Source organism: Streptomyces sp. NPDC003011 (assembly GCF_053591515.1).
Window position 1 is genome coordinate 1 of the sequence record NZ_JBSFTY010000030.1, and the last position, 17,132, is coordinate 17,132.

A 17,132-nucleotide genomic window follows, 5' to 3' on the forward strand; every position below is an offset into this window, starting at 1 on the left:
GTGACGCACTTTGGGGTGACGGCCCGGCGTGCGATGGGGTGGTGCAACCTGCGATCAGGGGTAAGGGGCCAGGGCTCCCAAGCTAGTGCTTTCGTCGTCCCTCCCGGCGTCGGCGTATCACGAGGCATCGCGATCGGGAACCCGACGCGGGAGCGTGAGGAATGGTCGGTGTCCTCGCGGCGGCCCTGCTGCTGCTCAACTTCGCCTCCCCGGACGCGTTTCTGGCCATCGGCACGACCTGCATCGTGCTGCTGTACCTGGCGTACGCGATGGTCACCGGCCCGTTGCTGGTGCGCCGGCTGCGCGGCCGGTTCTCCGTCGACGGCACCGACGAGACGGGCGCCCGGCTCTTCTCCCTCGGCCGCTGGGGCGTCCCGGTCAACGCCCTCGCCCTCCTGTACGGCGCGTTCATGACCGTCAACCTGGCCTGGCCACGGGCCGCGGTGTACGACCCGGCGGGCATGCACTGGTACTTCCGGTGGTTCTCCGTGCTCTTCCTCACCGGGACCGTCGTGATCGGCGCCGGCTACCGGCTGCACCCGTCCCGTACCCGGGCCGCCGTGGCCGTGCCGGTGTGAGCGGCGCTTAGGCTGGCGGGTGATGAGACGCCGGACCCGGATCCCGCCCGCTCCCCTGCCGCAGCGCGAGGGGGTGGATCCGGTGCGGGTACGGCTGCCCGCCGAGGGACGCTGGGCCACTGTGCGCGAGCATCTGGTGGAGCGGCTCCCGGCGGGCGCCGGTGTCGTCGAGGGGATGTTCGACGCGGGGCTGGTCGTCGGGGCGGACGGCCGGGCGGTGGCGCCGGACGCGGCCTATGAGCCCGGGATGTTCGTGTGGTTCCACCGGGAGCTGCGCGCCGAGGTGCCGGTGCCGTTCCCGGTCGGCGTGGTCTACCGCGACGAGCACATCGTCGTCGCCGACAAGCCGCACTTCCTGGCCACCACCCCGCGCGGCAGCCATGTCACCGAGACCGCGCTCGCCCGGCTGCGCCGGGAGCTGGGCATCCCGGCACTGGGCGCCGCGCACCGGCTGGACCGGCTCACCGCCGGGCTGGTGCTGTTCACCGTACGGCCCGAGGAGCGGGGCGCCTATCAGTCGCTGTTCCGCGACCGGCACGTACGCAAGGAGTACGAGGCCGTCGCCCCGTACGATCCGGCCCTCGCGCTGCCCCGGACCGTGCGCAGCCGGATCGTGAAGGAGCGCGGGGTGCTGGCCGCCTACGAGGTCGAGGGCGAGCCGAACGCGGTCAGCCGCGTCGAGCCGGCCGAGCACGACGGGCGGGGACGCGGCCTGTACCGCCTCGTGCCCGCCACCGGACAGACCCATCAGCTGCGGGTGCACATGAACAGGCTCGGCGTGCCGATCCTCGGTGACCCGCTCTACCCGGTGGTGACCGGCCCCGTACCGGCCGGTGACTTCCGGCGTCCGCTGCAACTGCTGGCACGGAGCCTGGAGTTCACCGATCCGGTCACGGGGGCGGAGCACCGGTTCCGGAGCGGGCGGGTCCTCGCGGCGTGGACGTCGTACGACGACTGGGCGGCCGGCGCGTAGCACCGGCCCGGTCGGGCCGCACCGGGTCGCCGATCCGCCCGCAGGCGTCGAGTTCTCCCGTACCGTCGGCCCTCCGGTCCGCCCGGTCAGCGACCGCGCCACCAGCGCAGGAACCGGCGCCAGGGGCCCCTCGGGCGAGCAGGTCCAGGGGTCGGGCCGGGGTGCTGCGGCGGGGTGACGGCCGGCTGGGGTGCCGTCTGCGCCACCGGCGCCGACTCCGGCTGGCGGGTGCCGATCCGCCAGGCCTCGCGCTGCGGCGGGAGCTGCGTGTGGCCCGGCTTGAGCATCACGTCCTGCGGCGGCTTCGGCGCGAACCGTACCGGCAGTTCCACCAGGTGGCGTGAGGACATCGACTCCGTCCAGGTCAACTCGTCCTCGTCGCAGTCGAGTTCCACGTCCGGCAGCCGCATCAGCAGCGCGTCGACACCGGTGTCGGCGATGGCCCGGCCGATGTCCTGGCCGGGGCACTCGTGCGGCCCGCCGCCGAAGGCGAGGTGCGAGCGGTTGCCCTGCATGTTGGCGGTCAGGTCGGGACGCACCCGGGGGTCGATGTTGCCCGGCGCGATACCGAAGAGCAGCCCGTCGCCCCGGCGGATGCGCTGGCCCCCCAGCTCCGTGTCCTGCTTGGCGAAGTAGGCGAAGATCGTGCTGAACGGCGGCTCGTTCCACAGGGACTGCTCGACCGCCTCCGGCACCGTCATCTGGCCGCCGCTGAGCTGGGCGCGGAAACGCGGGTCGGTGAGCACCATCCGCAGCACGTTGGCGGTGAGGTTGGCGGTCGCCTCGTACGCGGCGATCAGCACCAGCCGGAGGTGCTCGCGGACCTCGTCGTCGGTGAGCCGCGCCGGATGGGTGATGAGGTAACTGGTGAAGTCCTCCTCGGGCTGGGCGCGACGGCGCGCGGTGAGCCGGCCGAGGGCGTCCATGAGGTACGCGTTGCTCGCGATCGCGGTCTCGGTGCCCCGGAGCATGTCGCGGGCGGCCTGCACGATCCGGTCGTTGTACTCCTCGGGCATACCGAGGATCTCGCACATCACGGCCATCGGCAGGTGCTCGGCGAACTGGCTGACCAGGTCCGCGGTGCCCTCCTCGCAGAACCGGTTGACCAGGCGCTGCGTGGAGCGGTTGATGTGCCGGCGGATGCCCCGGGGGTCGATGGTCGAGATGGCGCCGTTGACCGCGCGGCGCAGCCTCAGGTGCTCGTCGCCCTCGACGTGCGAGGCGATGGGCTGCCAGGCGATGTGCGGCATGAGCGGGTGGTCCGGCTTGACCATGCCGTCCAGGAGCGGGGTCCAGATGCGGCTGTCCCGGCAGAACTGCGAGGGCGTACGCACCATGTGCAGGTTCTCGGCGTGGCCGAGCACCAGCCACATCGGCACGTCGTCATGGAGCAGCACGGGCGCCACCGGGCCGTGTTCGTCCCGCAGTCGCTCGTACAGGGAGCTGAGGTCCTCCGCCTGCGGGCCGTAGAGCCGGCGCAGCCCGCCGGGGCCGCGGGCGTGGGCGGGGCAGCCGGGCGGCGGGACGGGACCGGGGTCCGTGCCGGTCGGGGAGTGGGTTTCAGGCGTCACAGTGATCGCTCCGAAGTGGATCCGGTGTCCGTGTCGGTGGGTGTGAGTCGGGGGTGGGCCGGGACGTCGGGGGCGGACACGGCGGTCACCTCAGCGCGCCCGACATCGCGAGGGAGTGCAGGAACCGCATGAGGGTCATCAGGGTGTCCCGGCTGGAGGCGCGACGGCGGGCGTCGCACTCGACGATGGGGATCTCCGCGTCCAGGTCGAGCGCCTCGCGCAGCTCCTCGACGGGGTACCGGGGGCCGTCCGGGAAGGTGTTGACGGCGACCACGTACGGCACGCCCTTCTCCTCCAGCCGGTCCATGACGTCGAAGCTGACGTCCAGCCGGCGGGTGTCGACCAGCACGACCGCGCCCAGCGCCCCCTCGAACAGGCCGTTCCACAGGAACCAGAAGCGTTCCTGTCCGGGGGTGCCGAAGAGGTACAGCACGAGCTGGTCGGTGATGCTGATGCGGCCGAAGTCCATCGCCACGGTGGTGGCCGTCTTGGTCTCGGAGCCGTAGTTGTCGTCGACGCCGACGCCGGCCTGCGTCATGGTCTCCTCGGTGGTCAGCGGTTTGATCTCGCTGACCGAGCCGACCATGGTGGTCTTGCCGACACCGAAGCCGCCCACGATGACGATCTTCACCGCCGCCTGGGCGGTGTGCGGGAGGTGGTCCTCCGTTCGTGGACCCGTGATGGTGTCAGAGCTTTTGAAGTCCATGCATCACCGCTTCGAGGAGGGAACGGTCGGCCAGCGCCTGGCGGATGATCGGGGCGCGCGCCGTCACCAGTTCGGCCGTCAGCAGCTCGGTGACCAGCACGGTCACCACGCTGTACGGCAGGCTCAGATAGGCCGACAGCTCGGCCACGGACAGAGGGGCCGTGCACAGCCGGAGCAGCGCCGCCTGCTCGGGCGTGGCGGAGGGCGGTGGATCCGCCTCCGCCACGATTAACGTGACCAGGTCGAGGTCGGAGCGCACTCCGCCGTCCGACCCGGTGATCACGTACAGCCGTTCGGGGTTCTTCTTCGGCCCCTCGGGTGGCTCTCGTTCCTCCGGCGGGGGCGTCGGCTCGGGTTCCTGTGTGGGGTGTCGCCGCCGGCGTTGCGGAGGAGTCATACGGTCTGCCCGTTGCGCCTCGGCGGGCTCGTGAGATGCGCGCCGATCCGGACGACCAGGTCACTCATGCGAGCGCTCATGAAGCCGGGTTCGGCGCGCACGTCGGAGAGCACCGCGAGGTAGGCGTTGGGGCCGGCGGCCATCAGGTAGAAGTAGCCGCCCTTGATCTCGATGAGGACCATCTTCATCTCGCCCTCGCTGCCCGGGATCTCCTGGGCGACGGCGGTCGCCAGGCTCTGCAGGCCCGCGCAGGCCGCGGCGACGCGGTCGGCGGTGTCCGGGTCGCCGCCGTGGCGGGCGATGCGCAGGCCGTCGGCGGAGAGCACCACGATCATCTGGATGCCCGGCACGCCTTTGGCGAGGTCCTGGAGCATCCAGTCGAAGTTGCCTCGCTGCTGGATCACTTGAGGTTCCCCTCGTCGTCGGCCTCGACGTGGGCCGGTTCGTTGGTCGGCTGGGTGGATGCGGTGGAGCCCGGACGCTTGAGTCCGTCGAAGAACGCCTGGACCCACAGGCCCGGCGGGGGTTCGGGCGCTTTCTCCTCGGGCTCGGGTTCCGGCTCGGGATCCCGCTTGGCGGTCGACCAGATGGTCGGCCGGCCTTCCCGTTCGGCCTGCTCGATGGCGGCCTGCTCGGCGTACCGCTGCGAGAAGGAGGCCCTGATCTGGCGGCGGCGCTGCGGCAGCCCGTTGGCGGTCCACTCGGTGACCTCGCGGACGTCGTCCTCCACGGCGACCGGGGTGATGAACTTGGGGCTGGTGGGGCGGCGCTTCTTGATCGTGCGCTTGGGACCGGGGAGAGCGCCGAGTTCGGGCTGGGGCACGGCGGTGGCGCCGATGCCGTGGGCGAGTCCGACACCGGGCTCGGAGGTGAGCATGTCGCTCGGCACGACGAGGATGGCGCGGACCCCGCCGTACGCGGAGGCGCGCAGCGAGACCTGCATGTCGTACGCCCGGCAGAGGCGGCCCACGACGGCGAGGCCGAGGCGGGGCGCCTCGCCGAGGTCCTGCAGGTCGCCGCCCGACATGGCGCGCTCCAGCATGCCCTCGGCGCGCAGCCGGGCCTCCTCGCTGAGGCTGACGCCGGCGTCCTCGATCTCGATGCAGACGCCGGTCTGCACCTCGGTGGCGGTGACGTGCACCTTGGTCTGCGGCGGCGAGTAGCGGGTGGCGTTGTCGAGGAGTTCGGCGGCCGCGTGGATGACGGGTTCGACGGCGGTGCCCTTGACGTTGACCTTCGCGATGGAGGACAGGTCGATGCGCCCGTACTCCAGGATCCGGGACATGGCGCCGCGCAGCACGCTGTACAGCGCGACCGGCTCGGGCCACTGGCGGCCGGGGCGGCCGCCGCCGAGGACGGAGATGGAGTCGGCGAGCCGGCCGATCAGCGCGGTGCCGTGGTCGATGCGCAGCAGGTCGTCGAAGACCTCGGGGTTGCGGCCGTGGTCCTCCTCCATCTCCCGCAGTTCACTGGCCTGCTGGTGCACGATCGCCTGAACGCGGCGGGCGATGTTGACGAAGGACCGCTGGGTGCCGTCGCGCAGGATCTCCTCGTCGTCGACGATCTTGAGCATCGTCTTGATCAACGACAGCTGGGCCTCGGGCAGGTCGCGCCACGCGGGGTCCATGTCGCCGAGGTCGAGCATCACCTCTCTGGGGGAATTGCCGGCCCGCAGCCGGTCCAGCGCGGCCGGGACGATCACCTTCGCGAGGTTGATCATCTCCTCGTCGTGGGCGGCGATCCGCCGTTCTAGATACGCGGTGTGACGGTCGTGCTCCGCGCGCAGGTCGCGCAGGGTCCGGCCGCGGCGGACCGCTTCGGTCGCCGTCGCGATCACCAGGAGCGTCGCGACGGCACCGCACCAGCCGACCGCCGACCGGGCCGGCTCCGTCACCACGGCGACGGCGGCCCCGGTCACCGCGGCCATCGCTATGGCGGGCAGCAACAGCACGCGCGGGTACGGGAGTTCACGGCGACCGGGAGGAGATTGAACACTCACCATGTGGGCCCTCGGAAAGAGATCGGCTGGGTGTCAGGGGAGCTTGCGGGGGGAAACGTCATGGGTATGTCGGTATCTTCTGCGCATGTGGGAACAAGCGCACGAATACCCATCAACTCGGTGCGCTGCGGGCGAGCTTAGTCCGACCGGATCATCGCCGTGTCATATTCAGCAAGCGCCTGAAATCGGGCGCGCGGGAAGAGTACGCTCGGCTCCATTTGCACGCTGTGGTCTCATTCGAACACGTTGCGTGATGCCGTACGGGCGTACGCGTGTCACTCACCGTGACGAGTGAAGCGCCACGGAGGCAGCTGCTCGTGGGAGCCTCAGACCCCCGCGATGCGCAGCGCGGCGTCCGCCGTCGCCTCCGCGAACGCGGACACGGGCCGCTCGGGGTCGGAGCGGTGCACGAGGATGACGCTCTCGATGAGCCCGAACACCAGGTCCGTGCGCAGCTTGAGCTCACTCTTGGCGAGCGCGCCGCCTTCTGCCGTGGCCGCGATCAACTGCCGGTAGGCGTCCTTGAGTTCGGCGCGCACGGCATGGAAGCCGGCGAACCGTTCGGCGCGCGCCTCGGGCAGGAGACAGAGCCCGCCGAGATTGTGCGGTCCGCCGCACAGCACCTCCACGTCGGCCCGGCACAGCTCCCACAGCCGGTCTGCGGCCGGGGCGGTGTCGTCGGCGAGGAGTTCACGGGCGTACGCGAGGGAGGGCGTGACCGTGGACTCCAGGAGCCGGGCGAGCAGTTCCTCCTTGCCGGAGACGTAGTGGTACATGGACGCCTGGCGCATGCCGGCGCGCTCGGCGACGGCCCGGGTGGAGGTGGCCGCGTAGCCGAGGGTGGTGAACAACTCCGCGGCGGCCGCGAGGAGTTCCTCGCGCGGCTCCAGTCCGCTGTCCGGCCGCTGCGCGGCTCGCGGCCTGCCGACCCGCCGGCCCGGTCGTGCACCTGCTGTCCCCATGCGGTCGATCCTCGCACACCACCGATCCCGGTGATCTTCGTGAGGGCCCGGTAACCGAGCGGCAACGCGGGGGCAACGCCGGCGACCCGCCTTCCGCCTAATTTCTGTCGAGCGACAGAAATGGACCGGAACCCGAGACCGGAACACAAGACCGGAACACAAGACCGGAGCCCGAGACCAGAGCCGGAGGTCCCGCGATGGCGACACAGACCACAGACGGAGCCCGCGCCCACGCACGCGCCCAGGAGGGCACCCGCGCCGAGGCCATGCCCGTCGTCCCGGCGCGGGACTGGCCGGCCCCGCCCCGCGAGGCGGGCCACCTGGTGTGGGCGGAGACCGTGGCGGGCGGGAACTACACGCACCGGGTCCTGGCCCGCGGCACCGAGCTGCGTCTGGCCGACCCGCGCGGCGAGGCCTGCGCGCACCTGCTCCTGTACGCGGCCGACCGGCCCTGGGAGCGGCTGAACGTCGCCGACACGGTGAAGGTCCAGTGGAACGCCTACCTCGGCGAGGGGCGGCTGCTGCTGTCCGACCAGGGCCGGGTCCTCGCCTCGGTCGTCGCCGACACCTCCGGCCGGCACGACGCGCTGTGCGGCACTTCCACGCTCGTCCGCAACACCGGGCGCTACGGCGACGGCACCCCGCAGGGCCCCTCCCCCGCGGGCCGCGAGCTGTTCAAGCTGGCGGCCGCCAAGAACGGCCTGGAACCCCGGGACCTGCCGCCGTCGCTCTCCTTCTTCCAAGGGGTGGAGGTGGGTGAGGACGGCGTCCTCGCCTTCACCGGCTCGGCCGGCCCGGGCGCGAGCGTGACCCTGCGCGCCGAGCAGGACGTCACCGTCCTGATCGCGAACGTGCCGCACCCGGCCGACCCGCGCCCCGAGTACGTCAGCACCCCGCTGGAGGTGCTCGCCTGGCGCGCCGAGGCGACCGGGCCGGGCGACCCCGGGTGGGACGCCACCCCCGAAGGCCGCCGCGCCTTCCTCAACACCGCCGAGTTCCTCGCCGCGAGGGGGCTCGCATGAGCACGAACACCCGTCCGAACACGCGTACGTCCGTCATCCCCGCCCGCGCCGCCTGGTCCTCCGTCGTCCGCGCCGGCGACACGCTCACCATCACCGACCTGCACGGCAACCAGGCCGTCGACTTCCTCGTGTACGACGCCCACGACACGTCGGTCCGCTACAGCGCGCCCGACACGATCCACGCGCAGGGCGGCATCTTCCTGACCACGGGGAGTGTGCTCATGTCCAACGAACACACCCCGCTGATGAGCGTGGCCGCCGACGAGGTCGGCCGCCACGACACGGTCGGCGGTGCCTGTTCCAAGGAGTCGAACACCCTGCGCTACGGCCACCACACCTGGTCGCAGCACGCGTGCGTGGACAACTTCCTGGCCGAGGGCGCCCGGTACGGCCTCGGCAAGCGCGACCTCGTCTCCAACATCAACTGGTACATGAACGTGCCGGTCGAGAAGGACGGCACCCTCGGCATCGTCGACGGCCTGTCCGCCCCGGGCCTGAAGCTGACCCTGCGCGCCGCGTGCGACGTGCTCGTCCTGGTCTCCAACTGCCCGCAGATCAACAACCCGTGCAACGGCTTCGAGCCGACGGCGGTCGAGATGACGGTCACCGAGGCGGGCACCGCATGAGCTTCGACACCCTCCTGGTCGCCAACCGGGGCGAGATCGCGGTCCGGATCATCCGCACCGCCCGCGAACTCGGCCTGCGCACGGTCGCCGTGTACTCCGACCCGGACCGCTCCGCTCCGCACGTCCGGCTCGCCGACGAGGCGGTGCGGCTGGGCCCGGCGCCCGCGAAGGAGTCGTACCTCGACGCCGATCTGGTGCTGAAGGCCGCCAAGGACACCGGCGCGGGCGCGATCCACCCCGGCTACGGCTTCCTGTCCGAGGACGCGGCCTTCGCCCGCCGCTGCGAGGACGCCGGGATCGTGTTCGTGGGTCCCACCCCCGGCCAGTTGGAACTGTTCGGCGCCAAGCACACGGCCCGGGCGGCGGCCGAGGCGGCCGGGGTGCCGCTGGCACCGGGCACCGGTCTGCTGGCCTCGCTCGACGAGGCGCTCGCCCGGGCCGCCGGAATCGGTTATCCGGTGATGCTCAAGGCGACCGGCGGGGGCGGCGGCATCGGCATGTCGGCCTGTCACTCCGCCGACGCGCTGGCCGACGCCTGGGAGCGCGTGCAACGCGTCGCCGCCGCCTCCTTCTCCTCGGCCGGTGTCTTCCTGGAGCGGCTGGTCGAGCACGCCCGCCATGTCGAGGTGCAGGTCTTCGGCGACGGCGCGGGCAGGGTGGTCACCTTCGGCGACCGCGACTGCTCCCTCCAGCGCCGCAACCAGAAGGTCGTCGAGGAGGCTCCGGCACCGGGACTGCCCGCACCCGTGCGCGCCCGACTCGCCGCCTCCGCCCGCGACCTGTGCGCCTCGGTCGGCTACCGTTCCGCCGGAACCGTCGAGTTCGTCTACGACGCCGCCCGCGAGGAGGCGTACTTCCTGGAGGTCAACACCCGCCTCCAGGTGGAGCACCCGGTCACCGAGGAGATCCACGGCGTCGACCTGGTCGCCTGGATGCTGCGCCTGGCGCGCGGCGAGCGGGACGTCGTGCGCGAGCCGGGCGCACCGCGCGGCCACGCCGTCGAGGCCCGCCTCTACGCCGAGGACCCGTCCCGCGACCACCGGCCGAGCGCGGGCCTGCTGACCCGGGTCGAGTTCCCGCCGGGCGTCCGCGTCGACGGCTGGGTGGAGACCGGCACCGAGGTGACCACGTCGTACGACCCCCTGCTCGCGAAGGTCGTCGCCTACGGCTGCGACCGGGCGCACGCCCTGCGGCGGCTGGACGAGGCGCTGGCCCGCACCCGCGTCGACGGCATCGAGACGAACCTGGGCCTGGTCCGGGCGGCGCTCGCGGACCGCGCCTTCCGGGCGGCCACGCACTCCACGGCGACCCTGGCCGGGGTGAGCGATCCGACGCCTCGCGTCGAGGTCGTCTCCGGCGGCACGCTCACCACCGTGCAGGACTGGCCGGGCCGCACCGGCTACTGGCAGGTCGGCGTCCCCCCGTGCGGCCCGATGGACGACCTGTCCTTCCGGCTCGGCAACCGGGCGCTCGGCAACCACGAGGGCGCTCCGGGCCTGGAGTGCACCCTCCAGGGCCCCTCGCTCCGGTTCACGCACCCGACGACCGTGTGCGTGACGGGCGCCCCGGCCCCGGTCACCGTGGACGGCGCCCCGGTCGGCCAGTGGGAGCCGGTGACGGTGCCTGCGGGGGCCGTCCTGGAGATCGGCGCCCCGCGCGCCCACGGCCTGCGGACGTACGTCCTGGTCGCCGGGGGTCTCGACGTGCCGGCGTTCCTCGGCAGTGCGAGCACCTTCACCCTGGGCCGCTTCGGCGGACACGGCGGCCGGGCGCTGCGCACCGGTGACGTCCTGCACGGCGGAACGGTGGCCGAGGGCCGGCCGGTGCCGCCGGAGCACCGCCCGGACTTCAGCGCCGCATGGCACGTCAAGGCCGCCGAAGGCCCGCACGCCGCCCCGGAGTTCTTCACCGAGGACGACATCCGCGACTTCTACGCCGCCGACTGGAAGGTCCACTTCAACTCGGCGCGCACCGGTGTCCGCCTGATCGGCCCGAAGCCGCGCTGGGCCCGCACCGACGGCGGCGAGGCGGGCCTGCACCCGTCCAACATCCACGACACCCCGTACTCCGTCGGCGCCGTCGACTACACGGGCGACATGCCGGTGCTGCTCGGCCCGGACGGCCCGTCGCTCGGCGGGTTCGTCTGTCCGGCGACCGTGCTCAGCGCCGAGCGCTGGAAGCTGGGCCAGCTGCGCCCCGGCGACACCGTGCGCTTCGAGCCCGCCCGGATCGACGGCTCGTCCCGCGAGGCCATCGAGGACGGCGGCATCCTCGCCCGGGACGGCGACGTGACGTTCCGGCGCAGCGGCGACGACAACCTGCTGGTCGAGTTCGGCCCCATGCAACTCGACCTGGCGCTGCGCATGCGCGTCCACGCGCTGATGGAGGCGGTGACCGACGAGGGCCCGGAGGGGATCACGGACCTCACCCCGGGCATCCGCTCCCTCCAGATCCGGACCGACCCGCGCCGCCTCTCCCAGCCCGAACTCCTCGCCGCGGTACGGGTGATCGCCGCGTCCCTGCCGCCGAGCGACCGGCTGGTGGTGCCCTCCCGCACGGTCCGGCTCCCGCTGTCCTGGGACGACCCGGCGACCCGGGAGGCGATCGACCGCTACATGGCGGGCGTGCGCGACGACGCGCCCTGGTGCCCGTGGAACATCGAGTTCATCCGCCGCGTCAACGGGCTGCCGTCGGTGGACGACGTGTACCGCACGGTCTTCGACGCCGAGTACCTGGTCCTCGGGCTGGGCGACGTGTACCTGGGCGCCCCCGTGGCCACCCCCCTGGACCCCCGTCACCGCCTGGTGACCACCAAGTACAACCCGGCCCGCACCTGGACGGCCGAGAACTCCGTCGGGATCGGCGGCGCCTACCTGTGCGTCTACGGCATGGAGGGCCCCGGCGGCTACCAGTTCGTGGGGCGGACGACCCAGGTGTGGTCGGGCTGGCAGCAGCGCGGCGCGTTCGAGCCGGGCTCCCCGTGGCTGCTGCGCTTCTTCGACCGGATCAGGTGGTATCCGGTGGACGCCGACGAACTCCTCGGCCTGCGCGCCGACATCACGTCCGGCCGCTTCGTGCCTCGATCGAGGAGGGCACCTTCTCACTGGCCGACTACCAGGCCTTCCTGGCCGAGAACGCCGAGTCCATCGCGGAGTTCGGGAACCGGCAGCGGACCGCGTTCGCCGCGGAGCGGGACGCGTGGGAGGCGGCGGGCGAGTTCACGCGGGCGGACGTGGCGGGCGAGGCACCGGCCGTGCCCGCCGCGGAGGTGACCGTCCCGGCGGGCGGACGCCTCGTCGAAGCGGAGTTCGCCGCTTGCGTCTGGCAGCTGAACGTCGAGCCGGGCGACGAGGTGACGGCCGGCCAGCCGCTGCTCGCCCTGGAGGCGATGAAGATGGAGTCCCGGGTGCACGCGCCGGTGGACGGCGTGGTGGCCAGGGTCCTCGCCAGGCCCGGCGACCAGGTGGAGGCGGGCACGGCCCTGGTCGTCCTCGCCCCGGCGCCGGCCTGACAGCTCCCGTACCCGCCGCCCGGCTCCCGCTCACACACCGGGAGCTGCCGACCTGACAGCTCCCGTCGCCGCACGGGTGACGCCGGCCCGCGAACCGAAAGCCGAGGATCACCGCATGTCCAGCACACTCTCCCGCGTCCGCGCCGCCCACGCCCGGATCGAGACCGTGGACCGTCCCGAGATCTGGATCGGCCTGCGCCCGCGGGCGGACGTCGAGGCGGAGGCCCGGGCGATCGACGCCCGGGTGTCCCAGGGTGAACGGCTTCCGCTCGCCGGACGCCTGTTCGCCGTCAAGGGCAACATCGACGTGGCGGGCCTGCCCACCACCGCGGGCTGCCCGTCGTACGCCTACGAGCCGCGGGACGACGCGCCGGTCGTCGCCCGTCTCCGCGCGGCGGGCGCGCTCGTGCTGGGCACCACCAACCTGGACCAGTTCGCGACGGGCCTGGTCGGCACCCGCTCCCCGTACGGCGCCGTGCGGGGAGCGCACGACCCGGCCAGGATCAGCGGCGGCTCCAGCTCGGGATCGGCCGTCGCCGTGGCCCTGGGCATCGTCGACTTCGCGCTGGGCACCGACACCGCGGGCTCCGGCCGGGTCCCGGCCGCCTTCAACGGCATCGTGGGCCTCAAGCCCACCCGTGGCCTGGTCCCGACGGCGGGCGTGGTCCCCGCCTGCGCCTCCCTGGACTGCGTGACCGTCTTCGCCCGGACCCTCCCGGAGGCCGAGCAGGCCCTGTCGTACATGGCGTCCCCGGCCGGCCGCGACCTGCCGCCGCTGCCCCAGCGCGCGCCGGGCCCGTGGCGGATCGCGGTCGCGGCGGCGGATCAGCTCGGCGAGCTGGACGAGGGCTGGGCACAGGCCTACGAGGCCGCCGTGGACCGGCTGGTCTCCTCCGGCACCTCGGTGCGCACCCTCGACCTCACCCCCTTCACCGAGGCCGCCGCGATGCTCTACGAGGGCGCTTTCGTCGCCGAGCGCTACACCGCCGTGGGGAGCTTTGTCGACAAGGCGATCAGCGAAGGTGACGGGTCCCTCGATCCCACCGTCGCCGGCATCATCACCCGCGCCCGTGACATCCCGGCCCACCGGCTGTTCGCCGACACCGAGCGCCTGGCCGCCCTGCGCACCCGCGCCCGCGCCGAGCTGGCCGACGCGGACGCCCTGCTGCTTCCCACCGCGCCCGGCCACCCCACACTCGCCGAAGTGGCCGCCGACCCGCTGGGCGCGGGCGCGCGCCTGGGCCGTTTCACCAACTCCACGAACCTCTTCGACCAGGCGGCGGTCGCCGTCCCGGCGGGCGAGGCGAACGGCCTGCCGTTCGGCGTGATGCTGGTGGGCCCGGCGTTCACGGACGGGCGGCTGGCGAGGATCGCCGCGCTGCTGCCCCCGCAGACGCGCCTGGCGGTGGTGGGCGCGCACCTGTCCGGCCAGCCCCTCAACGCCCAGCTGCTGTCCCTGGGCGCCCGCCTCGACCGTACGACCACCACGGCGCCGGTCTACCGCCTGCACGCCCTACGGACCGACCCGCCCAAGCCGGGCCTGGTCCATGTCGGCGAGGGCGGGAGCCCGGTCGAGACGGAGGTGTGGCGCCTTCCGGCGGAAGGCCTGGGCCGCCTGCTGACGGCACTCCCCCGCCCGATGGCCCTGGGCAGCGTGGAACTGGCCGACGGCAGCCGGGTGCCCGGTTTCCTGTGCGAGCCGGGCGCCCTGGAAGGAGCGCCCGACATCACCGAGTACGGGGGCTGGCGAACGTACCTGGACCGCTGATCCCCAGGGGTGCGGGGAACCGCGCGACCAGCCACAGACCAGCCGCCCCGCACCGACCCGCACCCGCACCCGCACCCATGCGGCCCGTCACCCCACCGACGAGTAGGCCACAACCCCCCGCAGCAGCTGGTCGACCGCCTTGCGCGCGTTCTTCGCCACCGTCGAACTGCCGGAGGGTGCCGCCGCCGCGATCTGCCCCAGCACGTCGATCACCTGCTTGCACCACCGAACGAAGTCCCCCGCCGGCATCTCCACCTCGCGCAGCACCTCGTCGAGGCCCTTGCCGCCGGCCCACATGTACGCGGCCCAGGCGAACCCGAGGTCGGGCTCACGCTGGCCCACGCCCTCGGTCTGGCTGATCCGGAAGTCCTCCTCCAGAGCGTCCAGCCGGCCCCAGATCCGCACCATCTCCCCGAGCGCGGTCTTCGCCTTCCCGGACGGCAGCTTGGGCGCCATCGCGTCGTCGCTCTGCCGCGCCTCGTACACCAACGCCGAGACGCACGCGGCCAGTTCGGCGGGGCTGAGCCCTTCCCACACACCCGCCCGCAGGCATTCGCTCGCCAGCAGATCGAGTTCGCCGTACAGCCGGGCGAGCCGCTTGCCGTGCTCGGTGACCTCGTCGGCGCGCAGATAGTCCAGCTCGGTCAGCAGCGCCACGATGCGGTCGAAGGTACGGGCGATCGTGTTGGTGCGGCCCTCGATGCGCCGCTCCAGCTGCGAGGTGTCCCGCAGCAGCCGGTGGTAGCGCTCGGCCCAGCGGGCGTGGTCCTCCCGGTCGTCGCAGCCGTGGCACGGGTGCGCCCGGATCGCGGTGCGCAGCCGGGCGATCTCCCGGTCGTCGGCGGCCTGGGACCGCTGCTTGCGGGCCCGCTCCGGCGGGATGTGCCCGGCCTTGGTGCGCAGCGCGGAGGCCAGGTCCCGACGCGACTGCGGGGAGCGCGGGTTGAAGGACTTCGGGATCCGCATCCGCTCCAACGCCTCGACGGGCACCGGGAAGTCGATCGACGCGAGCCGCTTGACCTGGCGCTCGGCGGTCAGCACCAGCGGGCGCGGCCCGTCGTGGTGCTCGAAGCCCCGGTGGCCGTTGGACCGCCCGGCCGGCAGCCCGGGGTCCAGCACCAGGGCCAGGCCCGCGAACTTGCCGGTCGGCACGTGGATGACGTCACCGGGCTTCAGTTTCTCCAGGGCGACCGCCGCCTCCGCCCGCCGCTGCGCCACACCCTGCCTGGCCAGTTCCGTCTCACGGTCCTTGAGTTCGCGGCGCAGCCGCGCGTACTCCTCGAAGTCGCCGAGGTGGCAGGTCATGGAGGCCTTGTAGCCCTCCAGTCCCTCCTCGTTGCGCTGCACCTGCCGGGAGATCCCGACCACCGACTTGTCGGCCTGGAACTGCGCGAAGGACGTCTCAAGCAGCTCACGCGAGCGGTGCCGGCCGAACTGCTCGACCAGGTTGACCGCCATGTTGTACGACGGCTTGAAGCTGGAGCGCAGCGGGTACGTGCGCGTGCCGGCCAGTCCCGCCAGGTGGTCGGGGCTGATCCCGCGCTGCCACAGCACCACCGCGTGGCCCTCGATGTCGATGCCGCGCCGGCCCGCGCGCCCCGTCAGCTGCGTGTACTCGCCGGGGGTGATGTCGGCGTGCTGCTCGCCGTTCCACTTGACGAGCTTCTCCAGCACCACCGAGCGGGCGGGCATGTTGATGCCCAGCGCGAGCGTCTCGGTCGCGAACACGGCCTTCACCAGGCCGCGGACGAACAGTTCCTCGACGACCTCCTTGAACGTCGGCAGCATGCCCGCGTGGTGGGCCGCGATACCGCGCTCCAGGCCCTCCAGCCACTCGTAGTAGCCGAGCACGTGCAGGTCCTCGGTCGGGATGGACGCCGTGCGCTCCTCGACCAGGGCGCGCACCCGTTCCCGCGCCTCGTCGTCGTTGAGCCGCAGGCCGGCGTGCAGGCACTGCTGTACGGCGGCCTCGCAGGCGGCGCGGCTGAAGATGAACGTGATGGCGGGCAGCAGGCCCTCGGCGTCGAGCCGTTCGATGACCTCGGGCCGGCTCGGTGTCCACACCCGTGAGCGCTGGCGGCGCTCCCGCTCCCGGTCGGCCTCGCGCATGGCGCGGCCCCGTTTGCGGTCCGGGTACGAGGGGCGGCTGGCCTCCATGCGGGCCAGCCGCGTGAGGTCGGGGTTGACGGCCTTCTTGTGGCCCTCGCCCTCCTCGAACAGGTCGTACATCCGGCGCCCGGCGAGCACGTGCTGGAACAGCGGCACGGGCCGGTGCTCGGAGACGATCACCTGGGTGTCGCCGCGGACGGTGTCGAGCCAGTCGCCGAACTCCTCGGCGTTCGAGACGGTGGCCGACAGCGAGACGAGGGTGACCGACTCGGGGAGGTGAATGATCACTTCCTCCCAGACGGCGCCACGGAAGCGGTCGGAGAGGTAGTGCACCTCGTCCATGACCACGTGTCCGAGGCCCAGGAGGGTCTGCGAGCCCGCGTACAGCATGTTGCGGAGCACCTCGGTGGTCATCACGACCACGGGGGCGTCGGAGTTGACGCTGTTGTCGCCGGTGAGCAGGCCCACCTTGTCCGCCCCGTACCGGCGGCACAGGTCGGCGTACTTCTGGTTCGACAGGGCCTTGATCGGGGTCGTGTAGAAGCACTTCTTGCCCTGCTGGAGGGCGAGGTGGACGGCGAACTCGCCGACGATCGTCTTGCCCGAGCCGGTGGGCGCGGCGACCAGCACGCCCTTCCCCGCTTCGAGCGCCTGACAGGCCTCGATCTGGAAGGGGTCGAGACCGAAGTCGTACATCTCGCGGAAGGAGGCGAGCGCGGTGGCCTGCTCGGCAGCGCGCCTACGTGCTGCCGTGTACCGCTCGGCCGGTGAGAGGTCGTCTGTCATCGTGCTTTCGAGCGTACCGGGCCGCACTGACAACAGGACGATCATTATCCGGATCCGCCCTCGCCGATCCCCGGATCCCCGCAGTTCACAGCCCCGCCAGGCCGCACACGGCCGTGTACGGCGA

General features: G+C 72.6%; 11 protein-coding genes and 2 pseudogenes. 6 read left to right on the forward strand and 7 right to left on the reverse strand.

Features of this window, described 5'->3' with window-relative positions; translation table 11 throughout:
* Positions 1–161 precede the first annotated feature (161 nt).
* Positions 162–578, forward strand: a pseudogene (locus tag ACWD0J_RS17070) (amino acid permease); the annotation flags it as partial.
* A gap of 22 nt (positions 579–600) precedes the next feature.
* Positions 601–1,551, forward strand: a complete 951-nt coding sequence (locus ACWD0J_RS17075; RefSeq protein WP_451496607.1) for a pseudouridine synthase — start codon at positions 601–603, stop codon at positions 1,549–1,551.
* Between the two features lie 86 nt (positions 1,552–1,637).
* On the opposite strand, the gene ACWD0J_RS17080 is transcribed toward ACWD0J_RS17075, so the two are convergent.
* The 6 genes from ACWD0J_RS17080 to ACWD0J_RS17105 all read right to left on the reverse strand — a co-directional run bounded on the left by ACWD0J_RS17080 (position 1,638) and on the right by ACWD0J_RS17105 (position 7,186).
* A complete protein-coding gene (locus ACWD0J_RS17080; protein WP_451496608.1) occupies positions 1,638–3,122 on the reverse strand; it encodes a cytochrome P450 in 1,485 nt (494 codons plus the stop codon).
* 85 nt (positions 3,123–3,207) lie between these two features.
* Entirely contained in the window at positions 3,208–3,828 is a 621-nt protein-coding gene (locus tag ACWD0J_RS17085) for a GTP-binding protein (protein WP_451496609.1), read from the reverse strand.
* Entirely contained in the window at positions 3,809–4,225 is a 417-nt protein-coding gene (locus tag ACWD0J_RS17090; RefSeq protein WP_451496610.1) for a DUF742 domain-containing protein, read from the reverse strand. Before ACWD0J_RS17090 ends, ACWD0J_RS17085 begins: the two co-directional genes overlap by 20 nt.
* The gene (locus ACWD0J_RS17095) at positions 4,222–4,629 is read right to left on the reverse strand and encodes a roadblock/LC7 domain-containing protein (RefSeq protein ID WP_451496611.1); all 408 of its coding nucleotides are present in this window, start codon (positions 4,627–4,629) and stop codon (positions 4,222–4,224) included. Before ACWD0J_RS17095 ends, ACWD0J_RS17090 begins: the two co-directional genes overlap by 4 nt.
* Entirely contained in the window at positions 4,626–6,227 is a 1,602-nt protein-coding gene (locus ACWD0J_RS17100) for a sensor histidine kinase (protein WP_451496612.1), read from the reverse strand. The genes ACWD0J_RS17095 and ACWD0J_RS17100 overlap by 4 nt, the downstream gene beginning before the upstream one ends.
* Before the next feature lie 323 nt (positions 6,228–6,550).
* Positions 6,551–7,186: a TetR/AcrR family transcriptional regulator gene (locus ACWD0J_RS17105; protein ID WP_451496613.1), complete on the reverse strand. Its 636-nt coding sequence runs from the start codon at positions 7,184–7,186 to the stop codon at positions 6,551–6,553.
* Positions 7,187–7,383: 197 nt separating this feature from the next.
* Between ACWD0J_RS17105 and ACWD0J_RS17110 the strand changes: the two genes are divergently transcribed.
* From ACWD0J_RS17110 to atzF, 4 genes and pseudogenes are all read left to right on the forward strand, one after another.
* The gene (locus tag ACWD0J_RS17110) at positions 7,384–8,208 is read left to right on the forward strand and encodes an urea amidolyase associated protein UAAP1 (protein ID WP_451496614.1); all 825 of its coding nucleotides are present in this window, start codon (positions 7,384–7,386) and stop codon (positions 8,206–8,208) included.
* A complete protein-coding gene (locus ACWD0J_RS17115) occupies positions 8,205–8,834 on the forward strand; it encodes an urea amidolyase associated protein UAAP2 (protein WP_451496615.1) in 630 nt (209 codons plus the stop codon). Before ACWD0J_RS17110 ends, ACWD0J_RS17115 begins: the two co-directional genes overlap by 4 nt.
* Positions 8,831–12,345: pseudogene (locus ACWD0J_RS17120) on the forward strand (5-oxoprolinase/urea amidolyase family protein). Before ACWD0J_RS17115 ends, ACWD0J_RS17120 begins: the two are co-directional and overlap by 4 nt.
* A gap of 115 nt (positions 12,346–12,460) precedes the next feature.
* Positions 12,461–14,113, forward strand: coding sequence for an allophanate hydrolase (atzF, locus tag ACWD0J_RS17125; RefSeq protein WP_451496616.1), 1,653 nt, complete (start codon positions 12,461–12,463; stop codon positions 14,111–14,113).
* An 87-nt stretch (positions 14,114–14,200) separates the two neighbouring features.
* Here the strand turns inward: atzF and ACWD0J_RS17130 are convergent, their stop codons facing one another.
* Positions 14,201–17,053: a DEAD/DEAH box helicase gene (locus ACWD0J_RS17130; protein WP_451496617.1), complete on the reverse strand. Its 2,853-nt coding sequence runs from the start codon at positions 17,051–17,053 to the stop codon at positions 14,201–14,203.
* Between the last annotated feature and the right edge of the window lie 79 nt (positions 17,054–17,132).